This is a genomic window from Streptomyces sp. NPDC048337, from assembly GCF_043201175.1.
GTDB lineage: Bacteria > Actinomycetota > Actinomycetes > Streptomycetales > Streptomycetaceae > Streptomyces.
The window spans coordinates 49,954-64,708 of sequence record NZ_JBICYR010000026.1; the positions used below are offsets into that span (position 1 = coordinate 49,954).

The 14,755-nt window shown below is 72.9% G+C and carries 16 protein-coding genes; 7 read left to right on the plus strand and 9 right to left on the minus strand.

The features are described 5' to 3' along the window. Positions 1-93 precede the first annotated feature (93 nt). Complete coding sequence (locus tag ACGFYU_RS31700) at positions 94-1,314, plus strand: acyl-CoA dehydrogenase family protein (protein WP_393830759.1); 1,221 nt, start codon at positions 94-96, stop codon at positions 1,312-1,314. Continuing rightward, complete coding sequence (locus ACGFYU_RS31705) at positions 1,314-1,787, plus strand: nitroreductase family deazaflavin-dependent oxidoreductase (protein WP_393830760.1); 474 nt, start codon at positions 1,314-1,316, stop codon at positions 1,785-1,787. The genes ACGFYU_RS31700 and ACGFYU_RS31705 overlap by 1 nt, the downstream gene beginning before the upstream one ends. 55 nt (positions 1,788-1,842) lie before the next feature. Here the strand turns inward: ACGFYU_RS31705 and ACGFYU_RS31710 are convergent, their stop codons facing one another. Beyond that, the gene (locus ACGFYU_RS31710) at positions 1,843-2,490 is read right to left on the minus strand and encodes a TetR family transcriptional regulator (RefSeq protein ID WP_393830761.1); all 648 of its coding nucleotides are present in this window, start codon (positions 2,488-2,490) and stop codon (positions 1,843-1,845) included. A 318-nt stretch (positions 2,491-2,808) separates the two neighbouring features. Between ACGFYU_RS31710 and ACGFYU_RS31715 the strand changes: the two genes are divergently transcribed. The 3 genes from ACGFYU_RS31715 (at position 2,809) to ACGFYU_RS31725 (ending at position 6,749) form a co-directional block, all read left to right on the plus strand. Further along, a complete protein-coding gene (locus tag ACGFYU_RS31715) occupies positions 2,809-3,609 on the plus strand; it encodes a VOC family protein (protein ID WP_393830762.1) in 801 nt (266 codons plus the stop codon). Positions 3,610-3,790: 181 nt separating this feature from the next. After that, on the plus strand, positions 3,791-6,184 hold the full coding sequence (locus ACGFYU_RS31720; RefSeq protein WP_393830809.1) for a serine/threonine-protein kinase: 2,394 nt from the start codon (positions 3,791-3,793) through the stop codon (positions 6,182-6,184). A gap of 67 nt (positions 6,185-6,251) precedes the next feature. Beyond that, positions 6,252-6,749 carry a peptidylprolyl isomerase gene (locus ACGFYU_RS31725; protein ID WP_393830763.1) on the plus strand — a complete coding sequence of 166 codons (498 nt, stop codon included), beginning with the start codon at positions 6,252-6,254 and terminating at the stop codon, positions 6,747-6,749. Positions 6,750-6,810: 61 nt separating this feature from the next. Here ACGFYU_RS31725 and ACGFYU_RS31730 read toward each other — a convergent pair whose 3' ends face one another. Together ACGFYU_RS31730 and ACGFYU_RS31735 are read right to left on the minus strand one after the other, a co-directional pair. Continuing rightward, positions 6,811-7,323 (minus strand): hypothetical protein, encoded by a 513-nt coding sequence (locus ACGFYU_RS31730; protein WP_393830764.1) that lies wholly within the window; start codon positions 7,321-7,323, stop codon positions 6,811-6,813. A 98-nt stretch (positions 7,324-7,421) separates the two neighbouring features. Continuing rightward, positions 7,422-7,997 (minus strand): NADPH-dependent FMN reductase, encoded by a 576-nt coding sequence (locus ACGFYU_RS31735; protein ID WP_393830765.1) that lies wholly within the window; start codon positions 7,995-7,997, stop codon positions 7,422-7,424. 165 nt (positions 7,998-8,162) lie between these two features. On the opposite strand from ACGFYU_RS31735, the gene ACGFYU_RS31740 reads away from it, so the two are divergent. Next, on the plus strand, positions 8,163-8,744 hold the full coding sequence (locus tag ACGFYU_RS31740; RefSeq protein WP_393830766.1) for a hypothetical protein: 582 nt from the start codon (positions 8,163-8,165) through the stop codon (positions 8,742-8,744). Here ACGFYU_RS31740 and ACGFYU_RS31745 read toward each other — a convergent pair whose 3' ends face one another. The 3 genes from ACGFYU_RS31745 to ACGFYU_RS31755 all read right to left on the minus strand — a co-directional run bounded on the left by ACGFYU_RS31745 (position 8,745) and on the right by ACGFYU_RS31755 (position 11,239). Continuing rightward, positions 8,745-9,521, minus strand: a complete 777-nt coding sequence (locus tag ACGFYU_RS31745; protein WP_393830767.1) for an enoyl-CoA hydratase/isomerase family protein — start codon at positions 9,519-9,521, stop codon at positions 8,745-8,747. After that, positions 9,518-9,967, minus strand: coding sequence for a Zn-ribbon domain-containing OB-fold protein (locus ACGFYU_RS31750; RefSeq protein ID WP_393830768.1), 450 nt, complete (start codon positions 9,965-9,967; stop codon positions 9,518-9,520). The genes ACGFYU_RS31745 and ACGFYU_RS31750 overlap by 4 nt, the downstream gene beginning before the upstream one ends. 120 nt (positions 9,968-10,087) lie before the next feature. Next, a complete protein-coding gene (locus ACGFYU_RS31755; protein ID WP_393830769.1) occupies positions 10,088-11,239 on the minus strand; it encodes a lipid-transfer protein in 1,152 nt (383 codons plus the stop codon). Between the two features lie 165 nt (positions 11,240-11,404). Between ACGFYU_RS31755 and ACGFYU_RS31760 the strand changes: the two genes are divergently transcribed. Further along, positions 11,405-13,015, plus strand: coding sequence for a FadD3 family acyl-CoA ligase (locus tag ACGFYU_RS31760; RefSeq protein ID WP_393830810.1), 1,611 nt, complete (start codon positions 11,405-11,407; stop codon positions 13,013-13,015). On the opposite strand, the gene ACGFYU_RS31765 is transcribed toward ACGFYU_RS31760, so the two are convergent. The 3 genes from ACGFYU_RS31765 to ACGFYU_RS31775 all read right to left on the minus strand — a co-directional run bounded on the left by ACGFYU_RS31765 (position 13,005) and on the right by ACGFYU_RS31775 (position 14,737). Continuing rightward, positions 13,005-13,577 carry a Uma2 family endonuclease gene (locus ACGFYU_RS31765; RefSeq protein WP_393830770.1) on the minus strand — a complete coding sequence of 191 codons (573 nt, stop codon included), beginning with the start codon at positions 13,575-13,577 and terminating at the stop codon, positions 13,005-13,007. The genes ACGFYU_RS31760 and ACGFYU_RS31765 overlap by 11 nt on opposite strands. 59 nt (positions 13,578-13,636) lie before the next feature. Further along, entirely contained in the window at positions 13,637-14,407 is a 771-nt protein-coding gene (locus tag ACGFYU_RS31770; protein ID WP_393830771.1) for a class I SAM-dependent methyltransferase, read from the minus strand. A gap of 141 nt (positions 14,408-14,548) precedes the next feature. After that, on the minus strand, positions 14,549-14,737 hold the full coding sequence (locus ACGFYU_RS31775; RefSeq protein ID WP_393830772.1) for a hypothetical protein: 189 nt from the start codon (positions 14,735-14,737) through the stop codon (positions 14,549-14,551). Between the last annotated feature and the right edge of the window lie 18 nt (positions 14,738-14,755).

A 14,755-nucleotide genomic window follows, 5' to 3' on the forward strand; every position in this document is an offset into this window, starting at 1 on the left:
CCCGACCCGCGCCCCAACCCTCCCCACCCCCTGTGCATCTGTCGCCGCTCGCCCTAACATGACGGCCCGTCAGATACGGGGAGGAGCCCGACGATGGATGCCGCCTTCACCGCGGAGCAGGACGAGATGCGCCGTACCCTGCGCGAGATCCTGGGCAAACGCTGCGGCCCGGACGAGGTCAAAGCCGCCGTCCGCACCGCCGCCGGACACGACCGCGAGCTGTGGCAGCAGCTCGCCCAGCGGCTCGGCCTGCCGGGCCTCGCCATCGCCGAGGAATACGGCGGCGTCGGCTGCACCCCCGCCGACCTGGCCCTGGCCTGCGAGGAGACCGGGCGGGCGCTCGCGCCCTCGCCGCTGCTGGCCACCGCCGCCCTGTGCGTGCCGCTGATCACCGCCCTCGGCACCGACGCCCAGCGCTCCGCGCTGCTCCCGCCGCTCGCCGCCGGCGGGCTCACCGCCGCCCTCGCCGTCCCCGGCCCGGCCCTGGCCACCGCCCTCGCGCTGACCGGCGACAACGCCGCCGGCCAGTGGTCCGGCGGCGGCCGCGCGGGCGGGGTGCAGGCCCGCGCCGACGCGGACGGCGGCGGCTGGCGCCTCTACGGCGAGGTCGCCCAGGTGCTCGACGGCCACAGCGCCTCGCTGCTGCTGGTCGCCGCGCACACCGGCGGCTTCGCGCGCAGCCGTACGCTGCTGTTCCTCGTACGGGCGGACGCGCCGGGGCTCGTACGGTCACGGCAGGCCACCCTGGACGAGACCCGCCCCCAGGCCAGGATCCAACTACGGGACGTACCAGCCGAGTTGCTGGGCGATGAAGGGGCCGATGAAGGGGCCGGTGAAGGGGCCGACGTCCTCCAGGCCCTGGCCGCCACCGGCCGCACCGCCTCCACCGTACTGGCCGCCGAGGCCGTCGGCGCGGCCGGCCAGGCGCTCGCCCGCACCGTCGAGTACGTGAACCAGCGCGAGCAGTTCGGCCGGGCGATCGGCTCCTTCCAGGCGGTCAAACACCGCCTCGCCGACCTCTACGTCCAGGTGCAGGCGGCCCGCTCGGCGGCCTACTACGCCGCCTGGGACCCGGACCAGGGCGGCCTCGCCCTCGCCCAGGCCCTGGAAGCCCTGCGGATGACCGCGGGCGAGGCGATCCAGCTGCACGGCGGCATCGGCTTCACCTGGGAGCACGACGCGCACCTCTACTTCAAGCGGGCGGCGGCCGACGAGCTGCTGTTCGGCCCGGTCCACCGGCTGCGGGCGCACGCCGCGGACGGCGCGGGCCTGTTCACCCCCCTGGCCTCCCTGCCCCGGAAGGTGGCTGTCTGATGGCTCCCGGCGTCAAGCTGATGCAGAAGGTCTCCTCGACCATGCTGTTCGCCAAGATCGCACCGCACTTCATCCCCGCCATGGACAAGGCGGTGCACAAGCTGACCCGCGGCAAGGTCATGCTCAGCGCCCAGATGCTGCCGGGCGTGATCCTCACCGCCAAGGGCGCCAAGACCGGCGAACCGCGCACCACGCCGCTCGCCTGCATGCCGGAGGGCGACGGGGCGACCTGGCTGCTGATCGGCTCCAACTTCGGCCGTCCCGGGCACCCGGCGTGGACCGGGAACCTCCTCAAGCACCCGGACGCGCACGTGAGTTGGAAGGGTCAGGACATCGCCGTACGGGCCCGCTTGCTGGAAGGGGAGGAGCGCGCGGCGGCGTGGCAGGCGGTGCTGAAGTTCTGGCCGCCGTACGCGACGTACCAGGCGCGCATCGAGCGCGAGATCCGGCTGTTCCGCCTGGAGCGTCGCTGATCGCAGGCGGGCGCCCGAGCCGGCCGGGGGCGGCGGACCCTGGAGGGGTCCGCCGCTACTTGGTCGGCTTCTTGCCCGTGATGCCGAGGTGGACGAGCAGGGCCAGGTTCGGCTTGAGCTCGGCCTGCTTGACACCCCAGGTCTGGAAGCCCTTCTGGTGCGAGGCGACCGCGGCCAGCATCGCGACCAGCGAACCGGCCATCGCCGCGGGGCTGACGTCCTTGTCGACCTTGCCCTTGGCCTGGAGCTCCTTCATCGACTCCGTCAGGGAGTTGGTGACGGAGTTCAGGATCTTCATGCGGATCTTGTAGAAGCGCTTGTCGCCCTCGGCCGCGCCGAGGTCGACGACCCGCAGGATCGCGTCGTTGCGCCGCCAGAAGTCCAGGAAGCCCTCGACGAGCAGCTCGGCGGCGGCCCATCCGGACTTGCCGACCCAGGTGCGGCCCTCGACGAGCGCCGTCAACTGGGCTCCCTCGGTGGCCATTTCCTCGGCGATCTCCAGGACGGCGCCCTCGACGTCCGGGAAGTACTGGTAGAAGGTTGCGGGGGAGGTGCCGGCCTTGCGGGCGACGTCGATCACCTTGACGTCGCGGTACGGCGAGGAGCTGAGCATCTCGCTGAGGCAGTCGAGCAGCTTCTGCCGCGTCGCCTGGCCGCGCCGGCCGGCGACACGCCCGTCGACGGTGCGTACTTGTCCTGTCATGCCGTCAGCTTACCGAGGGGTGATCGGCGCGCTATTCGGCCGCCTGCAAATGGGGTTACGGGGTCCCCGGCCCGGGCGGAGGCCGGTCCCGCGGGGCCGCGGGGGCGAAAGCGGGGGCGGGAGCGGGGGCGGAAGCGGGGCCGCGGCGGCGGCGCGATCCGGCCCTCGCGCGCCCCGGTGTGCCGCCCGGTTCCTGATTCTTTCCCCCGAATAGTCTTATCAACAGGCTGTGGACAAGTTTTCGGGCGGATCGTGACGGATCATGGCTGAGAGAGGTGGGAGGTTACACACCCCCGCAGAACGGAAGGAACCGGGCTCATGGCCGCATTCGCGGAAGGCGCACCCTGCTGGGTGGACGCCTCGCTGCCGGACGTGGAAGCGGGCAAGCGCTTCTACGGTGAGCTCTTCGGGTGGACCTTCTCCGAGGGCGCGGGCCCCGAGTACGGCCACTACACGCAGGCCTACAGCCGCGGCCGCAACGTCGCCGCCCTCGCCCCCAAGCCCGACGGCCGGATGCCCACCGTATGGGGGGTCTACCTCTACACCACCGACGCCTACGCCTGCGCCCAGCGCATCCGCGCCGCCGGCGGCCAGATGGTGATGGAGCCGATGCCCGTGGGCCCGTACGGGACCGCCGCGATGGCCGCCGACCCCGGCGGCGCCGTCTTCGGCCTGTGGCAGCCCGGCACCCACCACGGCTTCGAGGCGCAGCTGGAGCCGTACACGTACTGCTGGAGCGAGGTCTACACACGGGCCCGCGACGCCGTGGACGCCTTCTACGCCAAGGTCTTCGGCTACGTCCCGGAGGACCAGAACGACGACGAGGCGGGCATCGAGTACCGCGTCTGGTCCCCGCCCGGCAGCGCGCCCGGCAGCGACACCGCCGTCCTGGGCCGCAGCCTGATCACCGACGCCTTCCCCGAGATCATGCCCGCGCACTTCCTCGCCTACTTCGCCGTCCCCGACTGCGACGAGTCCGTCGCGACGGTGCAGCGGCTCGGCGGCCGGGTCACCGCCGATCCCTTCGACACCCCGTACGGGCGGATCGCGGTCGTCGCCGACAATCAGGGGGCGGTCTTCGGGCTCCTCTCGGAACCCCGGACGCGGCTGGCCACGTAGCGAGTGGGCTATCCCACCCCCCTCCCCCTCGCCGTGCCGGGGCCGGACCAGGCGCGGGCCTGACAGAATCGGGGTTGCGCGACCCGGGCGGCGCCCGGAGTGAGACGCTGCACGGGGCATGGCCCCGTACCGGTGGAAGCGGGCCCTGAGCGTGGGCCCGTACGGGGAGGTGTGGAGGCGAGTGGTGGAGCAGCTGACGCAGCACGACCCGAGACGGATCGGCCCCTTCGAGGTGCTGGGACGGCTCGGCGCCGGCGGCATGGGGCTGGTCTATCTCGCGCGGTCCGCGTCCGGACGGCGGGTCGCGATCAAGACGGTGCGCACCGAGCTCGCCGAGGACCAGCTCTTCCGGGTCCGCTTCACCCGCGAGGTGGAGGCGGCGCGCGCCGTGTCCGGCTTCTACACCGCGGCCGTCGTCGACGCCGACCCGCGCGCGGCCGTGCCGTGGCTGGCGACCGCGTACGTGCCGGCGCCCTCCCTGGAGGAGATCGTCAACGAGTGCGGGCCCATGCCCGCCCAGGCCGTACGGTGGCTCGCGGCCGGCATCGCCGAGGCGCTGCAGTCGATCCACGGTGCGGGGCTGGTCCACCGCGACCTGAAGCCGTCCAACGTGCTCGTCGTCGAGGACGGCCCCCGCGTGATCGACTTCGGCATCGCGAGCGGGGTCTCCAACACCCGCCTGACGATGACGAACGTCGCCGTCGGCACCCCCGCCTACATGTCGCCCGAGCAGGCAAAGGACTCGCGCAGCGTCAAGGGCGCCAGCGACGTGTTCTCGCTCGGCTCGACGCTGGTCTTCGCGGCGACCGGGCATCCGCCGTACCACGGGGCGAACCCGGTGGAGACGGTGTTCATGCTGCTGCGCGAGGGGCCCAACCTGGAGGGGCTCCCGGAGGAGCTGCGGCCGCTGATCGAGTCCTGCATGCAGATGGACGCGAGCCTGCGGCCGACCCCGGCCGACCTCCAGGCGCAGCTCGCCCCGCACCTGTTCGAGGGCGGCGACGAGAGCGGGACCGCCTCGGCGTGGCTGCCCGGTCGGGCCGTCGCGATGATCGAGGCCCGGCGCGCGGGGCACCGTACGCCGGTCACGCCCGTACCCCCGCCCGGCTCCGGCCGGGGGCCGGGCTCCGGTTCCGAGGCCGCCACGCACCGCCGGCCGCGCGGCACCGCCGACCAGTGGGTGGACCCGCGCACCGGGCAGGCCCTGCCGCAGCGCCCGGACCGCCCGCCGATGAACCCGGTGCCCTCGGGCGAGCCCGTCCGCCTCGGCGGCTCGCCGGTGCCGATCGGGCCCGGACCGCGGGCGACCGCCTCGGCCCCGGCCGCGCACGCCTCCGCCGACTCCGCGACCGGCTGGGTCCGCCCGCCGGGCGGCTCGGGGGGCGGCGCGTCGGCCGCGCCCGCGGCCGTTTCCGTACCGAATCCGGGCCCGGCCCCGGACAGCGGCCGCTGGCGGCCGTGGCGCTTCCGCATGTCCAACGAGGTCTGGGGCACCCCGACCGTCGCCGGCGAGCTGCTCTACGTGACCTCCTTCGAGGTCCACGCCCTGGACGTGGCCAGCGGGCGGCGCCAGTTCAAGACCCGCGACGTCGCCTGGTCCATGGCCGTCGCCGACGGCCGGATCCACGCCTCCGACGGCCCGTCCCTCTATGCGCTCGACGCCACCGACGGCTCCGAGCGGTGGCGGCTGTCCACCGACGCCTGGGTGTACGCCGTACGGGCGGAGCGGGGCACCGTCGTCACCGCCACGCGCGGTGGCGGCGTACAGGGCTGGGAGGCGTCCAACGGCCAAAAGCTGTGGGAGCTGACCGGCGCGCAGACCGACTTCGAGACCCCGGAGGCGGCCCCCGTCCTCCACGACGGCACGGTGTACGTGTGGCAGGACGCGCGGCTGCGCGCCCTGGACGCCCGCAGCGGTCGCGAGTCCTGGTCCTACCCGGTCGGCGACGCCGCCGCCTGCGGCAACGTGCCGGTCCGCGTGACCCCGGCCCCCGACGGCAACGTCTACGTCGTGGCCGGCACCCGCGTCCTGTCCGTGGACCGGGCCTCGGGCCGGGTGCGCTGGCACTTCGAGGCCCCGGCGGTCTTCCTGGCCCCGCCGGCCTTCGCGCCGGGCGCGGCGGTGACGGGCGGCGGGGTCTACCTCGCCGACTACCTGGGCACGGTCTACGCCCTCGACGCGACCACCGGCAAGGACCGCTGGCGCATCGCGACGGAGGCCCGCTCCTCGGCGGACCCGGTGGTGGTCGCGAACGGCAGCGTCCACCTGGGCGCGGGCAGCGCGCTGTACACGCTCGACGCGGTCACCGGCACCCCGAAGTGGCGGTTCGCGGCGGGCGGCGAGATCACCGGCCTGCCGGCGGTCGCGGACGGCCGCGTGCACTTCGGCTCCGCCGACCACTGCCTGTACACCCTGGACGCGGCGGGCGGCCAGCTCCGCTGGAAGCTGGCCACGGGCGGGGAGATCACGGGCGCCCCGGTCGCCGAGGCGGGTGTGGTCTACGCGTGCAGCAAGGACCGCTGCGTATACGCCCTGGACGCGGCGAAGGGAACCGGTACCCGTACGGCCGGCTGAGGCGACTCGGCCCCGGCCCGGCCCCCTCCCGGTAGCGGAACGCACCGGGAGTGACAGGATGGACCCCATGAGCAACGTCTACTTCGACATCAACATCAACGGCGAGTCCGCCGGCCGCATCGTCTTCCGCCTCTTCGACGACGTCGTCCCGAAGACCGCGCAGAACTTCCGCGAGCTCGCCACCGGCGTGCACGGCTTCGGCTACGCGGGCTCGCCGTTCCACCGTGTCATCCCCGAGTTCATGCTCCAGGGTGGCGACTTCACCAACCAGAACGGCACCGGCGGCAAGAGCATCTACGGCGAGAAGTTCGCCGACGAGAACTTCCAGCTGAAGCACGACCGCCCGTTCCTGCTGTCGATGGCGAACGCCGGCCGCAACACCAACGGCTCGCAGTTCTTCATCACCACCGTCGTCACCCCGTGGCTGGACGGCAAGCACGTCGTGTTCGGCGAGGTCGTCGAGGGCTCGGACCTGGTCAAGAAGATCGAGTCCCTGGGCTCCCAGTCCGGCGCCACCCGCGCCAAGATCGAGGTCGCGGCCTCGGGCGTCGTCGACGCCGCCTGATCCTCCCGCCTGCCCGGCCGGTCGGCCCCGCCCCCACCCGGGGGCCGGGGCCGTCGCCATGTCAGGCGACCGGGTGCGGCGGCGGCTCGGAGGAGGCGTCGGAGGAGTCCGGCGTGGTCGGGGGCAGCGTCCGCCGCGCATGGCGCCCGCCGCGGCCGGGGCGGCCCCGCATCACGGCCGCGGCCAGGATCAGCAGGGCGCCGGCGCCGAAGGCGCTGGCGACGCCGTCCCCGAGGCCGTCGCCGTCGGCGCCCACCGAGAGGCTCCCGGCGGCCTGGCCCTGGCGGACCATCCACAGCACGGCGAAGCCGAGCACGATGATCCCGGCGAGCGCCATGAGCAGCCGCGAGCGGCGCAGGACCGCCACCACGGTGAGGAGGGCGGCGAAGAGGAAGGGGAGCAGGAGCGACCCCAGCAGGGCGGCCTTGTGGTCGGTGATCCCGGTGGAGGTGAAGAGCTCCTGGATGCGGTAGTCGCGTCCGTGACGGCCGTCGTACCAGGCACGGAAGGGGCTCCAGACGGCGGCCGTCGCTCCGATGAGACCCAGCAGCGAGCCGAGTACGTTGCGGATCATGCCCGGCCCTCCGGGGTAGGGGTCTCGATCCCGACGCTACGCCCGGGCCCGGGCCCCCGCACCCGGGAGGGGCCTGCGGGTGGACGGGGCTTTCGGTGTCAGCGCGCCGACGCCGCCTCGACCTTGGTCTTCAGGGCGCCGAGCAGCTGTCGTACCAGGTCGATGGTGGTCTCGTCCGTCAGGTTGCCCTCCCCGTCGAAGCGCTCGTGCGAGCGGAAGACCTGCACCTCGGGCTTGACGACCACGTCGCTGTCGGTCCACACGAACACCTGCCGCAGCGCCAGCTGCGCCCGCACCGTGCCGAAGTTGGTCGGCGCCGCGCCCAGGATCGCGATCGGCTTGCGGTTGAGCAGCAGGCCCTCCTGCTTGGTCCAGTCGGTGCTGGCCCAGTCGAGGGCGTTCTTCAGGGTGCCGGGGACGGAGTAGTTGAACTCGGGGGTGGCGATCAGCAGCCCGTCGGCCTCCGCGATCCGCCGCCGCAGGTCGGCCACGGCCGCCGGGCGGTCCTGCGGGTTGTCGAGGTCCTGGTCGTACGGGGGGATCTCGCGCAGGCCGTCGTAGATCTCGATGTCCAGGCCGCCGGGCTGGTGCTTGCGCGCGGCGCGCAGCAGGGCGGTGTTGTGCGAGTCGGCGCGCAGGCTGCCGGAGATGGCGAGGATCTTGAACTCGGACATGGCGGGTCCCCCTGTGTGTGTTCGCCGTGGCCACCGCGGCCCCGACAGGCGTGACGCTAAACCGTTCAGTTCAGTTCTGCAACTGGACCGTTCGGTTCAGTTCGAGCGGGTGTGCGGCGCCTGGTAGCGTGACCGGCCATTCGTCACAGGGGGAGGGTGCGAGCCGTGTCGGCTGGACGTCAGATCAGATTCACCGCCGTGTCGGTGGCCGTCGTGTTCGCACTGACCGGCTTCTCGTCGAACGGCGGAAGCAGCGGTGGCGGCGGGAAGAGCAAGAGCAAGAGCAGCAGTGGGGGCGGCTGCTCCAGCTCCAAGAGCAAGAAGAAGTCCCACAGCGGCGGCGGCAACAGCACGGCGACCGCCTCGGCCTCCGCCACCCCGACCGGCGATCCGGCCACGGCCGTGGTCGTCACGTGCGTGGGGCCCCAGCAGGCCACCACCACCGTCCGGTTCACCTCCCGGCTGGACCGCAAGGCGAACGTCAAGGTCAACCTGTACCGCGAGGACGCGGCCGGCACGGTCGTCGAATCGTCCGTGGTCCGGGTGACCCTGGAGGCGCGCGAGACCCGCACGGTCGACGTGGCCCTGGAGGACCCGGCCCACGCCGCCGAGGTCAAGACCTGCCGCCTCGCCGCGCCCGACACCGACACCGCCACCGGCGGCCCCACCCCGGCCGACGGCACCTCCAGGTCCACGTCCACGTCCAAGGCCACGCCGAAGCCGACCAAGTCCCCCGCCAAGCGCTGATCAGCGCAGCCGGAACTCCGTCCCCGGCGACCGCCCGCCGAACAGCTCCGCCTGCCGCTCCGGCGCCAGGTTCCCCAGCGTGATCAGCGCCGGAGCCTGCGCCAGGGCCTGCTGGAGCGCCGCCAGCTTCGCCGACCACAGGGCCCGTACGGTGCCCTGCACGGCCTCCGTCGGGAAGCCCGCCAGCGTCTGCGCCGCCCGCAGGGCCGCCGGGAGCAGCTCGCCGGGCTCCGTCACCTCCGAGACCAGGCCGATCTCGTACGCCCGCCGCGCGGAGAGCCGTTCCGCGGTGCCCATCAGCGACATCCGGGCGACCTCGCCGAAGGGCATCCGCTGCGCCATGTACACGGCCTCGTAGGCGCTGACCATCCCGTACGTCGTGTGCGGGTCGAAGTACGTCGCGGACGAGGAGGAGATGACGAACTCGGCCTCGCCCAGCAGGTAGAAGGCCCCGCCGCACGCCATCCCGTTGACGGCGGCGATCACCGGCTTCCACAGGTCGGCCGCCTTGGGGCCGATCGCGACCAGCGGATCGTCGATCGAGTACGGGGAGGCGGGCTGCGGGACGTCCACGCTCCGGTCGATGCCGGTGCAGAACGCGGCCGTCCCGGCGCCCGTGAGCACCACCGCCCGCACGTCCTCTTCGTAGCGGAACTCCCGCCACACCGCGCTCAGTTCGGCGGCCGTCGCCAGGTCGATGGCATTGTGCTTCCGCTCCCGGTCCAGGGTGACGACCGCGACCCCGGTCGCCTTGTCCCGCTCCACCCGCAGCGTCATGACTTCTCCAGGATCCAGCGCGGGAGGGTCACCCCGCCCATCTCGATGAAGACCGCCTGGACGCGCGCGCCGATGCGCAGCCGGGCCGGGTCCATGGAGTTCAGCGGGGCGTCCGGCGAGGTGACGAGGTTGCCGGCCAGGCGGATGTGGGGGGCTTCGGCGAGCTCTACGAGGATCACGTTGTACGGGGCCTGCGCGGCGTACGCCGGAAGGAGCGGCGGATGCGGCTGGACGTACGACCAGATGCGGCCGCGGCCGCTCATCAGGCGCCACTCGGAGGAGAAGGACTGGCAGTGCGGGCAGCACGGCCGGGGCGGAAAGCGGAGCCGACCGCAGTCGGCGCAGGCCTGGACGCGGAGCTCGCCCCGGGCGGCGTACTCCCAGAAGGGGGCGCCGTCCTCGTCGGGGACGGGGAGCAGGAGGTCTTCGGGAGGTGCGGCGGTCATGGTGGTCGGCTCCTAGGGGGTCGGGCTCGGGGCTCGGGCCCCGGGCTCGCGGATCGGGCATCGGCTGCGGGTGGCGGGGCGCGGGAGGTTCCGGCGTCGGGGTCTTCGGGCTCCCCGGCCTTACGCGCGCAGCAGGATCGCGGACGTCGGGACGCCCTCGCCCGCTGTGACCAGGCAGGTCGCGGCGTCCGGCACCTGGGCGGTGGAGACCCCGCGCAGCTGCTTGACGCCCTCGTTGATCAGGTTGAAGCCGTGTACGTAGGCCTCGCTGAGCCCGCCGCCGCCGGTGTTGATCGGGAGCCGGCCGCCCATCTCCAGGGCGCCGCCCTCGGTGAAGGCGGCGCCCTCGCCGCGCCCGCAGAAGCCGTAACCCTCCAGGGACAGCGGGATGAGCGGGGTGAAGGCGTCGTAGATCTGGGCGACGTCCACGTCCTGCGGCCCGAAGTCGGCCTGCTTCCACAGGTGCCGGGCGGCGGTCCAGGCGGGGCCGGACAGCGGGTCGTCGTTCCAGTAGTTGACCATGCCGTGGTGCTGGGCGGGCAGGCCCTGGGCGACGGAGTGCACGTAGACGGGCTTCTGGCGGCAGTCGCGGGCGCGCTCGGCGGAGACGATGACGCAGGCCAGCGCCCCGTCGGTCTCCAGGCAGTTGTCGAAGAGGCAGAGCGGGTCGCTGATCATGCGGGAGGTCATGTACATCTCCCGGGTCAGCGGGCGCTCGTACATCATCGCGGCCGGGTTCTCGTTGGCCCGGTTGCGGCAGGCCATCGCCACGTTGAAGAGGTGGTCGCGGGTGGCCCCGTACTCGTGCATGTAGCGGCGCGCCAGCATGCCGATCTCGTCGGCCGGGCGCAGCAGGCCGAAGGGGCGGGTCCACTGGCCGGGGGTGGGCAGCTGGACGGCGGTGTTCTTCCAGGGTCTGGGCCCGGAGCCGCGCTTGCGGGAGCGCCAGGCGACGCCGACGGTGGCCTGGCCGGTGGCGACGGCGGCCGCGAGGTGGCCGACGGTGGCGCAGGAACCGCCGCCGCCGTAGCCGATCTTGGAGAAGAAGGTGACGTCGCCGGCGCCTATGGCCTTGGCGACCTCGACCTCGTCGGTCTCCTCCATCGTGTACGAGGCGAAGGCGTCGACCTCGGACGGGGCTATGCCGGCGTCGTCGAGCGCGGCCAGAATGGCGCGGCAGGCCAATTCCTTCTCGGTCTGGGGTAGTTGTTTGGCGAAGGGGGTCTGGCCGATGCCGACTATCGCTGTCGCGTCCTTGAGCGTTGCCGCCATCGCCACCTCCGGGGGATGCACCAGTACTGACAGCCGCGAAGGCTACAGCTAATCTGACGGATAGTCAGCTATCGGCACTGGGGAGGGCGGACGATGGACGAGGACAGCCGCGAGGGCAGCCATGAGGACATGCGTGGTGACATGCGTGGTGACATGCGCGGTGACATGCGCGGTGACCTGCGCTGGGGCAGCATCGCCGGGCTGGTCAGGGACGCGGCGGACCGGTACGCGGACCGCGAGGCGGTCGTCGACGGCCGCACCCGCGTCAGCTACGCGCAGCTCGGCGAACGCGTCGAGCGCGCCGCGGCCGCCTGCCTCGCCGCCGGGGTCGAGCCCGGCGACCGGGTCGCCGTCTGGGCCCCCAACACCCTGGAGTGGATCGTCTCCGCCCTCGGCGCCGTCTCCGCGGGCGCGGTACTCGTCCCCCTCAACACCCGCTTCAAGGGCGCGGAAGCGGCGTACGTCCTGCAGCGCAGCCGGGCCCGCCTGCTCTTCGTCACCGGTACCTTCCTCGGCACCTCCTACGTCGCCTCCCTGCGCCGCGCCGCCGCCGAAGGCCCCGGCACCGGCCCGCTGCCCGGCCTGCCCCACCTGGATCAGGTCGTCGTCCTCGCCGAGGACGCCCCCGAGTCCTTCCGCACCTGGAAGGAGTTCCTGGCGGGCGGCGACCACATACCCGCCGAAGCCGTCCGCGAGCGCGCCGGGGCGATCACCTCCGAGGCCCCCTCCGACATCATCTTCACCTCCGGCACCACCGGCAGCCCCAAGGGCGCCGTCATCACCCACGCCCAGTCCCTGCGCTGCTACGACGTCTGGAGCGAGCTCGCCGGACTGCGCGAGGGCGACCGCTACCTGATCGTGAACCCCTTCTTCCACACCTTCGGCTACAAGGCCGGCATCATCGCCTGCCTGATGCGCGGGGCCACGATGGTCCCCCAGCCCGTCTTCAACGTCGACACCGTCCTCGCCAACGTCGCCGCCGAGCGGATCTCCGTACTCCCCGGGCCGCCCACCCTCCACCAGTCCCTCCTCGACCACCCCCAGCGCGACCGCCACGACCTCTCCGCCCTGCGCCTGGTCGTCACGGGCGCCGCCGTGGTCCCGCTCCGGCTCGTCGAACGGCTCCGCGCCGAGCTGCGCATCGCCACCGTCCTCACCGCGTACGGGCTCTCCGAGGCCAGCGGCATCGTCACCATGTGCCGCCGCGGCGACCCGGCGGAGGTCATCGCCGCCACCTCCGGGCGGGCCATCCCGGACACGGAGCTGCGGATCGCCGGCCCGGACGGGGCCGCGCAGCCCGCCGGCACCGCGGGCGAGGTGTGGGTCCGCGGCCACCACGTCATGCAGGGCTACTTCGAGGACCCGGCCGAGACCGCCGCCGCCGTCACCCACGAGGGCTGGCTGCGCACCGGAGACGTGGGCGTCCTCGACGCGGCCGGCAACCTGCGCATCACCGACCGGATCAAGGACATGTTCATCGTCGGCGGCTTCAACGCCTACCCCGCCGAGATCGAGCAACTCCTGGGCCTGCACCCGGACATCGCCGACGTGGCGGTGGTGGGCATCCCGGACCCCCGCCTCGGCGAGGTCGGCAAGGCCTACGCGGTCCGGCGCCCCGGCGCCACCCTCACCGCCGACGACCTGATCGCCTGGTCCCGGCGGGAGATGGCCAACTACAAGGTGCCGCGCGCGGTGGAGTTCGTCACCGAACTCCCGCGCAACGCGAGCGGCAAGGTCCTCAAGCGCGAACTCCGCGCGCGCTTGGTCAAGGGCTGAGTGTGCCCAGGTCGATGTCTACGGGGAACGGGACCGCCACCTTAAGCCGGTCACGGAGGATCCCGGTCGGGACGTACGTCCGGGTGACCGTGTCCAGCTCGTAGACGTGCACGACGGGCTCGCCCTCCTCGTCCTCGACGCGCCAGAAGTGGGGGATCCCCGCCTGGGCGTACTTGAAGGGTTTGATGGACCGGTCGCGGTCCGCCGACTCTTCGGACACCACCTCGATCACCAGGGCGACCTCGTCCGGGAGGTAGCGGGTGCGGTCGGGGTCGTAGGTGACCGTGGCGGCCAGGATGTCAGGCTCGGGGCGGCTCTTCTTGTCGAGGCGGACCGTCATCTCCCGTGAGATCTCGATGCCGTCAGGCGCGGCTTGCCGCAGGCTGAAGGTCAGGTTCTCCACGAACCGGGCGTGCCAGTTCCGCTGCGGGGACATCATGAAGATCAGCGCTCCGTCGATGAGCTCGGTGTGCCGGGGTGCATGGGGCAGGTGATCGAGGTCGTCCGCTTCCCACCCGCTCGGACGGGGCGGGAACATCCATTCGGGGAGTTCGGCTGCCATGGTTTCCTCCAGAGGGTGCCGCGCCAGCCTACTCGGCCGCACGCTTTCATACCGGCGCTCTAGCCCGGTTTCCGGGCCAGGACCAGCCGCCACCGCGGAGCACCCGAGGGCAGCCGCCCGAAGGGCTCCAGCGGTACGGTCTCCACCGCGAAGCCGGCCGCCCGCAGGTCGGCGAGGACCCCACTCGGCGGGAAGGTCCGGTAGTACATGACGAACGGCGGGCGCCACACGGCGTTCCGCACCCGCATCGCCGCGTCGAAGCCGGCCACCGCCCACCACACCGGTGAGCTCGGCGGGATCGGGGCGCCGATGGGGAAGGCGAAGACCCCGCCCTCGCGCAGGGCCGCGTAGGCCCCGGAGAAGAGCGCCGGCCGCTCGGCCGGGAGGAAGTGGCCGAAGGCCCCGAAGCTCACGGCCAGGTCGTACGAGCCCCCGAGCGCGGGCGGCAGGGCCCGCGCGTCGGCCCGTACGAAGTCCACGGGCGGGGAGCCCGGCCCGCCGGTCTCCCGCTCCGCGCCCGGACCGCCGGTCCCGTGCTTGCGCTCGGCCTCGGCCAGCATGCCCGCGCTCAGGTCCACCCCGGTCACGCGCTCCCGGCACAGCCGCCGCAGCATGCCGATCCCGGCGCCCGTGCCGCAGCACAGGTCCAGGCCGGCGCCGAAGGAACCCTCCCGCTGGGCGAGGGCCTCCTCGACGGCGTCGAGGATCCGGTCCGGGGTGCGGAAGGGGGTGTGGTCGAACTTCGGCGCGAGCAGGTCGTAGCCGCGCTCGACGGAGGACAGGGCCTGCACGGCGAGTTCGCGGACGCTGGGCCCGTGGGTGGTGAACACGGATCCAGCCTAGATCCCCGGGCGCGTCCGGGGTGCGGGCACACGGCGGCGGCCGCGGTGGCTCCCCCTCCGGGCCACCGCGGCCGCCGTTCCCCCGTGCGTTTCCCCCGTACGTCTTCGCGTGCGTACGTACCGCGTGCGTTACGGACGCGGACCGGACGCGTGGTTGTCCAGCGTCTGGATCTCCTCGTCCGAGGCGTGGTTGTCGAGGGGCTTGATCTCGATCCCCGACGCGTGGTTGTCCAGAGTCTCGATCTCGACGCCCGAGGCGTGGTTGTCGAGCGGCTTGATGGTGCCGTCGTTCGGCAGGGTGTTCTCGTTCGTCGTCATCGGTTCTCCTGTTGGATG

What these genes read in the sequence shown, in the direction of transcription:
- ACGFYU_RS31700 (WP_393830759.1), top strand. Translation starts at nt 94, where the DNA reads ATGGATGCCGCCTTCACCGCGGAGCAGGACGAGATGCGCCGTACCCTG.
- ACGFYU_RS31705 (WP_393830760.1), top strand. Translation starts at nt 1,314, where the DNA reads ATGGCTCCCGGCGTCAAGCTGATGCAGAAGGTCTCCTCGACCATGCTG.
- ACGFYU_RS31710 (WP_393830761.1), bottom strand. Translation starts at nt 2,490, where the DNA reads ATGACAGGACAAGTACGCACCGTCGACGGGCGTGTCGCCGGCCGGCGC.
- ACGFYU_RS31715 (WP_393830762.1), top strand. Translation starts at nt 2,809, where the DNA reads ATGGCCGCATTCGCGGAAGGCGCACCCTGCTGGGTGGACGCCTCGCTG.
- ACGFYU_RS31725 (WP_393830763.1), top strand. Translation starts at nt 6,252, where the DNA reads ATGAGCAACGTCTACTTCGACATCAACATCAACGGCGAGTCCGCCGGC.
- ACGFYU_RS31730 (WP_393830764.1), bottom strand. Translation starts at nt 7,323, where the DNA reads ATGATCCGCAACGTACTCGGCTCGCTGCTGGGTCTCATCGGAGCGACG.
- ACGFYU_RS31735 (WP_393830765.1), bottom strand. Translation starts at nt 7,997, where the DNA reads ATGTCCGAGTTCAAGATCCTCGCCATCTCCGGCAGCCTGCGCGCCGAC.
- ACGFYU_RS31745 (WP_393830767.1), bottom strand. Translation starts at nt 9,521, where the DNA reads ATGACGCTGCGGGTGGAGCGGGACAAGGCGACCGGGGTCGCGGTCGTC.
- ACGFYU_RS31750 (WP_393830768.1), bottom strand. Translation starts at nt 9,967, where the DNA reads ATGACCGCCGCACCTCCCGAAGACCTCCTGCTCCCCGTCCCCGACGAG.
- ACGFYU_RS31755 (WP_393830769.1), bottom strand. Translation starts at nt 11,239, where the DNA reads ATGGCGGCAACGCTCAAGGACGCGACAGCGATAGTCGGCATCGGCCAG.
- ACGFYU_RS31760 (WP_393830810.1), top strand. Translation starts at nt 11,405, where the DNA reads ATGCGCGGTGACCTGCGCTGGGGCAGCATCGCCGGGCTGGTCAGGGAC.
- ACGFYU_RS31765 (WP_393830770.1), bottom strand. Translation starts at nt 13,577, where the DNA reads ATGGCAGCCGAACTCCCCGAATGGATGTTCCCGCCCCGTCCGAGCGGG.
- ACGFYU_RS31775 (WP_393830772.1), bottom strand. Translation starts at nt 14,737, where the DNA reads ATGACGACGAACGAGAACACCCTGCCGAACGACGGCACCATCAAGCCG.